Source organism: Alkalibacterium sp. m-11 (assembly GCF_054658155.1).
Genome location: NZ_BAAGIR010000068.1, coordinates 1 through 10,706, shown reverse-complemented (window position 1 = coordinate 10,706; position 10,706 = coordinate 1). Strand labels below are relative to the sequence as shown.

Annotated in this window: 11 protein-coding genes; 8 read left to right on the top strand and 3 right to left on the bottom strand. The window is 47.1% G+C overall.

Annotated features, from left to right (window positions below; all coding sequences use genetic code 11):
* Positions 1-314 precede the first annotated feature (314 nt).
* From ACYQ2O_RS07890 to trpA, 7 genes are read left to right on the top strand one after another with little or no spacing between them, the layout of a single operon-like run.
* The gene (locus tag ACYQ2O_RS07890) at positions 315-1,178 is read left to right on the top strand and encodes an anthranilate synthase component I family protein (protein ID WP_346023693.1); all 864 of its coding nucleotides are present in this window, start codon (positions 315-317) and stop codon (positions 1,176-1,178) included.
* The gene (locus ACYQ2O_RS07885) at positions 1,175-1,765 is read left to right on the top strand and encodes an anthranilate synthase component II (RefSeq protein WP_346023694.1); all 591 of its coding nucleotides are present in this window, start codon (positions 1,175-1,177) and stop codon (positions 1,763-1,765) included. The genes ACYQ2O_RS07890 and ACYQ2O_RS07885 overlap by 4 nt, the downstream gene beginning before the upstream one ends.
* Positions 1,762-2,775: an anthranilate phosphoribosyltransferase gene (gene trpD / locus ACYQ2O_RS07880; RefSeq protein ID WP_346023695.1), complete on the top strand. Its 1,014-nt coding sequence runs from the start codon at positions 1,762-1,764 to the stop codon at positions 2,773-2,775. Before ACYQ2O_RS07885 ends, trpD begins: the two co-directional genes overlap by 4 nt.
* The gene (gene trpC, locus ACYQ2O_RS07875; RefSeq protein WP_459796370.1) at positions 2,775-3,587 is read left to right on the top strand and encodes an indole-3-glycerol phosphate synthase TrpC; all 813 of its coding nucleotides are present in this window, start codon (positions 2,775-2,777) and stop codon (positions 3,585-3,587) included. The genes trpD and trpC overlap by 1 nt, the downstream gene beginning before the upstream one ends.
* A complete protein-coding gene (locus ACYQ2O_RS07870) occupies positions 3,556-4,167 on the top strand; it encodes a phosphoribosylanthranilate isomerase (RefSeq protein WP_346023697.1) in 612 nt (203 codons plus the stop codon). The genes trpC and ACYQ2O_RS07870 overlap by 32 nt, the downstream gene beginning before the upstream one ends.
* A 14-nt stretch (positions 4,168-4,181) precedes the next feature.
* Positions 4,182-5,381: a tryptophan synthase subunit beta gene (gene trpB, locus ACYQ2O_RS07865; protein WP_346023703.1), complete on the top strand. Its 1,200-nt coding sequence runs from the start codon at positions 4,182-4,184 to the stop codon at positions 5,379-5,381.
* Positions 5,374-6,150 (top strand): tryptophan synthase subunit alpha, encoded by a 777-nt coding sequence (gene trpA / locus ACYQ2O_RS07860; RefSeq protein ID WP_346023698.1) that lies wholly within the window; start codon positions 5,374-5,376, stop codon positions 6,148-6,150. The genes trpB and trpA overlap by 8 nt, the downstream gene beginning before the upstream one ends.
* Positions 6,151-6,455: 305 nt before the next feature.
* Here trpA and ACYQ2O_RS07855 read toward each other — a convergent pair whose 3' ends face one another.
* The 3 genes from ACYQ2O_RS07855 to ACYQ2O_RS07845 form a co-directional block, all read right to left on the bottom strand.
* Complete coding sequence (locus tag ACYQ2O_RS07855; RefSeq protein WP_346023699.1) at positions 6,456-7,859, bottom strand: aldehyde dehydrogenase family protein; 1,404 nt, start codon at positions 7,857-7,859, stop codon at positions 6,456-6,458.
* A gap of 222 nt (positions 7,860-8,081) precedes the next feature.
* Positions 8,082-8,840 (bottom strand): GDSL-type esterase/lipase family protein, encoded by a 759-nt coding sequence (locus ACYQ2O_RS07850; protein WP_346023700.1) that lies wholly within the window; start codon positions 8,838-8,840, stop codon positions 8,082-8,084.
* A gap of 238 nt (positions 8,841-9,078) precedes the next feature.
* A complete protein-coding gene (locus ACYQ2O_RS07845; RefSeq protein WP_346023701.1) occupies positions 9,079-9,885 on the bottom strand; it encodes a MerR family transcriptional regulator in 807 nt (268 codons plus the stop codon).
* A 102-nt stretch (positions 9,886-9,987) separates the two neighbouring features.
* On the opposite strand from ACYQ2O_RS07845, the gene ACYQ2O_RS07840 reads away from it, so the two are divergent.
* Positions 9,988-10,539, top strand: coding sequence for a hypothetical protein (locus tag ACYQ2O_RS07840; protein WP_346023702.1), 552 nt, complete (start codon positions 9,988-9,990; stop codon positions 10,537-10,539).
* Positions 10,540-10,706: the final 167 nt, after the last annotated feature.

The following is a 10,706-nucleotide window of genomic DNA, read 5'->3' as shown; positions in this document are numbered from 1 at the left end:
GAGAGTTCCGTCGTCTTTTGAATCCAATGGATTTATGGAAGATCAGGATGTCTCATTTTAATGGAAAACAGAAAGAAAGTCCGAAGAGAAAGGAGCATACGCTCCCAATGCTCTTCGGACTTTTTTTTAGTAACTATTGTAGAAGACAATCCGCTGGTCTAAACTGACAAACGTGCTGGAATAAACAGATTCTGTCGCTTAATTGACCCATCTTCTTAAATAAAACTGCCGGAATAAAGTGACATTTACTGGCTGGATTATTTTGCTTTTCTACAGATAGACAGCTGGACAGACGAATCAAAGCAATCAGAGAGATGATTAATAATCCATCAGAAGAACAGACGGAAGAGCTGTCACCTCTTACGTTCACTGCTTCGGTCGATAAGGACGAATTTATGAGACGCGTGGTGAAAGCCAAGCAGTATATCGTAGATGGAGATATTTTTCAGGTAGTCCTTTCTCAGCGCATGCAGGCTGAATTTGATGTGGATGCCTTCACCTTCTACCGGAAACTGAGAGTGGCTAATCCCTCACCTTATATGTTCTACGTGGATTTCGACCAGTACACTGTGCTGGGTGCTTCACCGGAAAGTCTGATCAAAGTGACGGGCAGACAGATCGTGACGAATCCAATCGCAGGGACTCGGCCGAGAGGGAAAACAGAAGAGGAAGATCAGGCGTACGCAGCTGATCTGCTGTCTGATGAAAAAGAACAGGCCGAACACAAGATGCTGGTAGATCTGAGCCGGAACGATCTGGGGCGTGTGTCAGAAATCGGATCGATCTCTCTAGATACATTCATGACGGTCGAACGGTTCCAGCACGTGATGCACATCGTTTCAGAGGTCAGCGGCACACTGGCTGAAGGCCTGAGCGGTCTGGATGCATTGATTACAACATTGCCGGCAGGGACTGTTTCAGGCGCTCCGAAAATCCGGGCCATGCAGATCGTCAACGAACTGGAAGATTATCAGCGCGGGGTGTATTCGGGATCCGTTGGCTACATCAACGTGAACGGGGATCTGGATCTGGCACTGGCTATCAGGACAATGGTCGTGAAGGATAAAAAAGCATATGTACAGGCAGGAGCCGGGATCGTCTATGATTCCGACCCTGAAAGTGAATATCAGGAAACATTGAATAAAGCAAAATCACTTCTGGAGGTGGGACAAAAATGATTTTACTCATTGATAACTATGATTCATTTACCTATAACGTGTATCAGTACATTGGCGAACTTGAAGACGTGATGGTCGTCCGAAATGACGCAGTGACCCTTGAAGACATCCGCAACCTTAAACCGAAAGCCATTGTGCTGTCGCCCGGACCGGGGACGCCGGCAGAAGCGGGCATCTGCATCGATCTTATCCGGGAATTCAAGGCTGAGATTCCGATTCTGGGCATCTGTCTCGGACATCAGGCTATCGGTGAAGCCTTTGGCGGGAGCGTCAGCCATGCAGAAGAGGTCAAACACGGCAAGACCGCACTTATTACTCATAATCAGACAGAGCTGTTTGAAGGATTGGGTCAGGAAATCGAAGTGATGCGGTATCACTCGCTGGTCATTTTAAGACACACCATGCCGGATAATCTGGACATAACGGCTGAATCGATAGAAGACGGAGAAATCATGGCAGTCAGACACCAGACCTATCCCATCTATGGCGTGCAGTTTCACCCGGAATCCATTGGAACAGCTGACGGGAGACAGATAATCAGAAACTTTCTGAATCTGGTCGATGAAAAGGTAGGGAGTGCATCATGAAGACGTACATTGAAAAAGTGGCGAGTCAATCGGACTTGTCTCTGGAGGAAATGGAAGCCGCCAGTGCACAGCTCTTTGATGAGAATGTAGACGAGCTGCAGAAAGCGGGCTTTCTCATGGCGCTGCGGACTAAAGGAGAAACGGTAGATGAACTGACAGGACTTGCGAAAGTCATGCAGAAAGTAGCCGTTCAGCTGCCGCGCCAGCTCCCGGATGTCATGGACAACTGCGGAACTGGAGGAGACGGGTCACAGAGTTTCAATATCAGTACTACGAGTGCCTTCGTTCTGGCCGGTGCTGGTGTGACAGTCGCCAAACACGGTAACCGCAGCATTTCCAGCAGAACGGGTAGTGCAGACGTGCTTGAAGTGCTTGGCGTCCATTTATCCGCTTCTCCTGAAGAAATGACGGAGCTGCTTGAGAAAAACCGTATAGCCTTTCTGTTTGCTCAGCAGGTGCATCCCGCAATGAAAGCCGTCATGCCTGCTCGAAAACGCCTAGGCGTCCCGACGATTTTCAATCTGATCGGTCCTTTGACGAATCCGGTCGACTTATCTGCACAACTGATTGGAGTCTACAGGGAAGATGCCCTGCACGACGTGGGTCAGGTCCTGAGGCAGCTCGGCAGAAAACGTGCCGTCGTCGTCCATGGCCACGGAGGCATGGATGAAGCCTCTTTAAGCGGACCGAACAGCTGCGTCCTTGTGACTGAAGACGGACTAGAACCGTTCGACCTGTCACCGGAAGAATTGGGCCTCAAGCGTGCTCGAAACGAAGACCTGAGAGGCGGAGACGCTGAAGAAAATGCCCGGGTCTTGAGAAACATTCTTGAAGGGGAAAAAGGGCCTCGAAGAGACGTTGTACTTCTTAATGCCGCATTGGGGTTGATGGCCAGCGGAAAAGCAGCCACCCCGCAGGACGGACTGATTCTGGCAGAAGAAAGCATCGATTCAGGACGTGCCTTGGCTGCTCTGGACTACCTGATCACTTACGGGAAAGGAGACAGATAGTGACTATTCTGGACACGATACTCGAAGAAAAGAAAAATGAAGTCAACCGGCTGAAAAAGCTGGACCCAACCCATTTTCCGGAAAGAAATCGGGTGCTGCATTCATTTTACAAGACCTGCAGAACGGTTGAAAAGGTTCAAGTTATTGCCGAGTTCAAACGCTCTTCCCCGTCAAAGGGAGAAATCAATCACCAGCTCGATCCCAGAACTCAGGCGATCGCCTACAGAGATGCGGGAGCCGCAATGCTGTCGGTTCTGACAGACCAGACATTCTTCAAAGGAAGCATGCAGGATCTACTGGAGATCAGTGAGACGGTTTCTCTGCCGGTTCTAAACAAGGATTTCATTATCGACCCCATTCAGATCGACCAGGCGTATGCCTACGGGGCTGATCTTATCCTGCTGATCGTTGCAGCACTCACAGATGACAAGCTCAAAGAGCTGCATTATTATGCCGAAAGCTTAGGTATGGAAGTACTGGTTGAAGTGCATAATGAAGACGAGCTGAAACGAGCACGTCCACTGAGTCCCAAACTGATTGGCGTAAACAACAGAAACTTGAAGACATTTGACGTAAACCTTGAAACAACTGAGCGACTGGCGCAATTAATCGATACGGAAAAAGTAGTTCTAGTCAGCGAGAGCGGCATGCTCACGAGAGAAGACGTCAGACGAGTGGAGATAGCCGGGGCGCGAGCGGTATTGGTAGGGGAAACGCTGATGAAGTCTGATAATGTAGCCGACATAATCAGACCCTTCTCTATTAAAAGAGGTGAGCGTGATGCTGGTCAAAATTTGTGGCATCCGAACTGAAGAAGCGGCACATGCTGCAGTGGAATCGGGCGCTGATATGATCGGACTGGTCTTTGCAGAAAGCAGGCGGAAGGTCACACTGGAACAAGCATCACGCGTGTTGAAAGTTGTAGAAGGCAGGTCGATTAAAACTGCAGGGGTATTCAGAAATCAGTCTGTCGAAGCGGTCAATCAGATCTGCCGGACGCTCGGTCTGGACTATGCCCAGCTTCACGGAGATGAAAGCTCGGACTACTGTAGGCAAATCAATGGCAAAATCATTAAAGCCCTGTCCATATCTTCACTCGGTGAGGCTTCCGATTTTCAGGACTGTTCAGACTTTTTATTGATAGACAGCCCAGAACCTGGGAGCGGAGAAGCGTTTGACTGGAACCGACTCAAAGACACCAGTTTAAGTTTACCGTATATCCTGGCGGGTGGACTGACGCCTGAAAATGTCGGTCCGGCGATCGAAGCCGTGTCGCCCCAGGGGGTAGATGTATCAAGCGGCGTGGAAACAGACGGCACAAAAGATACTAAGAAAATAAGACGATTTATCAGAAAAGCAAGACACAGCAGTAATAGAGAGGAAGAGAGATGACCATGGCACAAAATATGACAGAAACAGCCCATAAAAAAGGACATTTCGGACAATTCGGCGGTCAGTTCGTCCCGGAATCATTGATGCCGGCTGTCCTTGAACTGGAACAAGTCTATGAAGAAGCTAAAAACGATCCGGCCTTTATTGACGAGATGGAAGACTATCTGACCAACTATGTAGGAAGGCAGACACCATTGACCTATGCAGCTCAGCTGACAAAAGAACTAGGTGGGCCACAAATCTATCTGAAAAGAGAAGATTTGAATCATACCGGGGCTCACAAAATCAATAATGCCCTGGGACAGGCGCTTCTGACAAAACGGATGGGTAAAAAGAAAGTCGTGGCAGAAACAGGAGCCGGTCAGCATGGCGTAGCGACTGCTACAGTGTGTGCGCTTTTAGGTCTGGACTGCATCGTCTTCATGGGCAAGGAAGATATTCGCCGTCAGGAACTGAATGTCTTCAGAATGGAACTGCTCGGTGCTGAAGTAGTCAGTGTCGACCAAGGCGAAGGCACATTGAAAGATGCGGTCAATGAGGCTCTGAGATACTGGGTAGCTCATGTAGACGACACCCACTACATCATTGGATCAGTTGTCGGCCCGCAGCCCTTTCCAGCCATGGTCCGCGATTTCCAGAGTGTGATCGGTAAAGAAACAAAGGACCAGATCAAAGCGGTCACCGGTCGACTTCCTGATGCGATCGTCGCCTGCGTCGGTGGAGGAAGCAACGCAATGGGAATGTTTGCCCCATTCGTCAACGACTCAGAGGTGAAACTGTTCGGCGCTGAAGCTGCAGGCAAAGGCATCGAAACCGGCAAGCATGCCGCGACGTTGAGCGCCGGGAAAATCGGAGTCCTGCATGGCATGATGTCCTATCTGCTTCAGGATGAAGCCGGACAGATCACTGAACCCTATTCCATTTCCGCCGGACTGGATTACCCTGGCATCGGACCGGAGCACAGCTTCCTGAAGGATACAGAACGCGTAACCTATAAAGGGATAACGGACGATGAGGCTTTAGAAGGGCTCAAGCTGCTATCTCGCAAGGAAGGAATCATTCCGGCTCTGGAGACGGCGCACGCCATTTACTACGCAAGAGAAATAGCTGAAGGAATGACTGAAGACGAGACACTGGTTATCTGCCTGTCCGGAAGAGGAGATAAAGATGTGACGACTGTAAAAGAACGACTAGGAGGAGACAGCCATGGGTAAAGAGAAACTGGAACAGACACTTCAGGCCACACTTGATAAAGGAGACAAGCTCTTTGTCCCTTACATCATGGCAGGCGACGGAGGACTGGATGTCCTGACTGACCGTATTGCCTTTCTGGAAGAAGCGGGAGCAAGTGCGATCGAACTGGGTATTCCTTTTTCCGATCCTGTAGCGGATGGGCCGACCATCCAGGCTGCCGGACTCAGAGCCTTGGAACATAAGGTTTCGTTAAAGGATGTGCTCGACCAGCTGAAAACGACTCGAAATAAGAGAGAGATCCCGATCATCCTTATGACCTACGTCAATCCAATCATTAATTTCGGAACTGAAGCCTTCGCGGAAGCCTGTATGGAATCAGGTGTTGACGGCCTCATCATTCCTGACTTACCGATGGAAGAAGAGGATCATATTTTTCCTCATGTAAAAGAAAAAGGCATTGCCTTGATCCGACTGGCCGCACTGACGAGCCCTGACGACCGGTTAAAAAAGATCGGCGCACGGACGGAAGGCTTTCTCTATGCCGTCACAGTCAAAGGAACGACGGGTGCCCAGGCCACATTCAGTGAAGAGGTCGGGCCGTATATTGAAAAACTCAAGACCTTTACATCCAAACCAGTCCTTGCCGGATTCGGTGTGACGACTCCCGACCATGTCCGTGACCTGAGCCAGTACGGTGATGGAGTCGTCGTCGGCAGTAAAATCGTCTCCGACTTCCACGACGGAGTAACCGATACGATCAGGGAACTGATTCAGGCTTCGAAGAGATAGTTATTTTATGAATAATGAAATGGACCGTTCTGTTTTTTACGAAGAACGGTCCGTTTTTATATGAAGATGCAGTAGAATTGAGTAAATGTCTAAGATGTCGACACGCGAATAGACCATATAATGGGTTTATGAGCTGTTGGGAAGCTTTTCGAGTAGGTCAATGCCTCATATCTCGGGGTTATAAGCTATTGAGTAGCAATCTGGAAGGTCGAATGTCCCATATCTTGGATATATGGGACATTCCCGAGTTCTTAAATATAAAAAGGAACACCTCATATCTGCGGATATGAGGTGAACAGCTTAACTTATTTAAATATAGCCTTCAATTCAAGGTAATCTTCAACACCGTACAATCCGTTTTCTCTTCCGAGTCCGGACTGTTTGTATCCACCGAATGGGGCTTTTGGTGTGCGGGCACCGTCGTTGATGGTGATGTTACCTGTTTTCAATTTGCGTGCGACTTTTATGGCTTCGTCTTTTGGTCCAACTACTCCGCCGGACAGGCCGTAAATGGAGTCATTGGCCAGTTCGATCGCTTCCTCTACTGAGTCGTAGGTGATGACGACTAGTACTGGGCCGAAGATTTCTTCCTGAGCAATCGTCATGTCATTCGTGACGTTGACGAAGACTGTCGGTTCAACGTAGTAGCCTTTGCGGTCCAGCTTATTACCACCGACCAGAACTTCTGCGCCTTCTTCTTTCCCTTTTTCAATATAATTCAGGACAGTTTCCATCTGATCTTCAGAAACGATGGGACCGACCATAGTGTCTTCATCGTTTGGATCACCGACTTTGATATCTTTATAATAGTCCTTGATAACTTCTTTAGTTCGTTCCAGTTCGTCTTTCGGTACTAAGAGACGTGAGAGTGCTGAACAGGTCTGTCCCTGGTTATGAAGCAGGGTATTGGCTGAATTTTTGACAGCCATTTCCAGATCGCCACCTTTAAGGTAGACCATAGGTGATTTTCCGCCCAGTTCCAGAACAATCTGCTTCACTGTCGTCTTCGCTTTTTCATACAGGCTCTTACCGACCTTAGTCGATCCTGTAAATGAAATGACGGATACATCTTCATGACTGGTCAGGTAGTCACCCGTAGAGCTGCCGTCACCTGTAATCAAGTTGAAGACACCATCGGGAAGACCGGCTTTATCTACGATATCTGCTAATAGAAGAGCAGTTAGGGGAGTCAGGTTAGGTGGCTTCACCACAACCGTATTTCCTGCCAGAAGAGCAGGGGTAATTTTTCTCTGAATCTGATTAAGCGGGTAGTTCCAAGGCGTGATGCAGGCTACGACACCATATCCCTCTTTGATCACCGTCGCATTGTCGACTTCTTCTTCGAATGAGAAGTTATCTATTTCTTCAAGCGTTGCGCCCATCTCTTTTTCGGCGAGGCCGACTTGCGTATTCTTGGCAAACTGTCGTGAGGTCCCGAGTTCCTCGATCATCGTTTCGATCAGTTCCTCTTCACGTTCCTTGATGCCGTCAAGAATCTTCTGTACATACTCGGCACGCTTGGAAGGGGCTGTTGTGTTCCAGTCATCAAAAGCTGCTTTGGCCGCTGATACTGCACGGTTCACATCTTCTTCATTGGCGTTGACTACTTTACCGATAACTTCTTCAGTTGTCGGATTAATGACGTCTGCGTAATCATCAGACTGCGCATCCTGCCATTTTCCGTTGTAATATAAGGTTTGTTTTGTCAATTGACTCGCCTCCTAATTCCTATTATGCAAAAAAAGGTGGGAGATGCCAAATGAAAGAGCTTGAACGATATTAGTTCATGATGGAACGATTGGGTTATTAAGCCCCTATTCAAAAAAAGAAAGCTCAAAGGGTGGACAAGGTTGTCATTCCTTTAAGCTTTTCGATTATTCCATTTTATTCGCTACACAGGACATCAATTTTACTAACGATTAATTGAACATCTAATTTATCAAAGTATAGAGCTGTTCAGCTATGGCCTGATAGCCTTCTTCATTTGGGTGAAAGTAATCCTCATAGAGAAAATTTTCCATCTGATCCTGGAACAGATCAAAGGTCGGGACATAAGTGGCATCAGGGTGTGACTCTACTAGCGAACGGGTTTCGTCGTTCCATTCAATAAGGTAATCGCTCAATTCTGGAATGATCAGACTGTATGGATTATACAAGCCGATAAGGGCAATTTGAGATTCCGGATTGAGCGTTCGGATGTCACCAATAATGATTTCCAGATTGTCCAGATAGGCATTAAGTGTGTCTAGGAAGGCCACGGGCAGATCCAAATCTCTTTGAAAAGCCAGACGATTCAAGTCATTTCCTCCAATAGAGATGACAACCAGATCCGCTTCAGCAATAGTCGCATCGTTTTCTCCCGTTTCAATCAGGTCGAAAAGCTGGCTGCTGGTGTAACCGGATATGGCCAGATTGGTCAAAGTCTCATCACCGTCCCGGTCCATTAACTCGAGGTACCGGTCACCGATGCCGGAGCTTTCTTCGTCACCAACACCGGAGCCTATGGAGTCTCCGAGGATGACTATATTATTGATTTCTTCTTGAGGGACAGGTTCTTCTACTAGCTCAGACTCATCCTCTTCATGTACGCCTTCATCTTCATCTCCAATTATGGATAGACTGACATAAGCAATGGATGCTAGCAGAGCCACTGTAATTAACAGCAGAAGGATTCGTTTTTTCATTTTCATAGTTAATTCTCCTTACAGACCTCTTTTCAATTAGGCCAATCGAAATAAGTGAGCGGGTTTTAGATTGCATGTTAAGTGGTATGGATTAAGTTATCTGTATTGTAGCATTATATTAGTGAAGTAATGTAGCAGAACGCAGAAAAGCCAGACAACTTTCCGAAAGTAGGATGTCTGGCTGACTATATATTGAAGAATATAGGTCGTAGCATAAGCAGAAGGAAGAAAGCAGATTTCTGACCTAAACGCTTTTCACCCTGACTTGTATTTCAGTGATCAGATTCGTCTGGTTGTCATGGACGGTATCATGCAGGGCACGTTCATAGAAGTAGCCATCGAGTGGCAGAGTATGCTGTCTGCTGAAATCGATCAGTTTTTGGTAAGGCTGATGCAGCTCTTCTTCAGGCCCTTGAAAGACGATACGAAGATAACTGCCAGCTGGTTTGGTATGAGTAGCTGATTCAGCCGAAGCGGCTTTGATATAGAAGTAATCGTACTGTTCAGTAAAAGGATTCTCGAGCTTTTTATCCACATTGATAAGGGTGCCATATTCATTGTTGGCAAGAAAGTGCAGATCCTTGTCATGAACTAAGGCGATGGCATCCATGATCCAGTCTGTCGGAGAGCGATTTTCCATTGGATGGCTGAGAACAAGGTGGTCCGTCGTGCAGTTTATCAGTTCAACTTCCATATGCGGCCGTTCAGCAATACTGATGTAGTGAAGCTTTCTGTCAATCGTATGCCTAATGCGTTCCAGTTCCTCCAGTTTGCGGTCGACATCACTGAGCCTGCTCTGAAGAGAGAGCTTGAAATCATGAAAGTCTCCGGAGAGGACCTTTTTGATTTCAGCCAGAGGCATATTTAGTTCCTTTAATGATAGAATCAGACTCAAGTCAAATACTTGTTTCAGCGTATAATAACGGTAGTCGTTCTCTCCTTTGAATTCAGGAGAGAAGAGCCCGATTTCGTCATAGTAATGAAGTGTGCGTTTATTGATGTCCACCAGTTCAGCCAGTTCGGCAATTCTGAGGCTGTTCTTTTTCTTCATAAGATAATCAGTCCTTCCCCTTGACTCTACAGTTACTGTAGCCTTTATACTTAATATAGTCAATGATCAGTAATCGTCATTAGATTGAAAGGGGACAGTAACATGCTGAGAATTGGTATCGTAGTATTAGGTTTAGAAAAATGGAAAGAGTGTCGGACAGTAGCAAAGACCGTTCTTCCGTACCTGAAAAAAATCGGGAAGCGGCCTTATAGCACCTCATTTGAATTGATCGATCTGGAAAAGTACAATCAGTCTCTTGACGGCGAATGGAATTTGACTGAAAAAGGACTGAAAAAGTTTAATGAGAAAGATGGCTTCATTTTTGTTCTGCCAACCTTCTCAGAAGAAGTGCCGGAGAGTTACCAGTCATTTTTCAGCCATATCCATAGGGAGCTGCAGCATAAATCCGTTATGACGATCTGTTTTGGTGACAAGGATGAAAAGAGGCATACAATGGAGCAGCTGAATATCTGTCTTCTTAAATATGATCTGGCCTTGCCTGCGACCGATATCTTTGTGCCGAAGTATACCTTTGTCGAATGGGAAACCAAGCCGGATATAGAGAACATGATTACGGACCACGTAAACGATTATCTGCACTGGGCCATGAGTACGAAATATTTGAGAAACATCAGAAAAAGTCTAGTCATCTAATAGTGTTATTCAGGCTCTTCCTACAAACGGGAAGGGCCTTTTTTGAGACTCCCACGGCTAAAGCCGCAAGCCCGAACCTTTCGGTTTGACGGGTGGGATTCTTGAGTGCTTGTACGAACGCAGTCCATTTCTGTTTTGTTCAAGCCTCAAGGTGAGGGCATCTCATT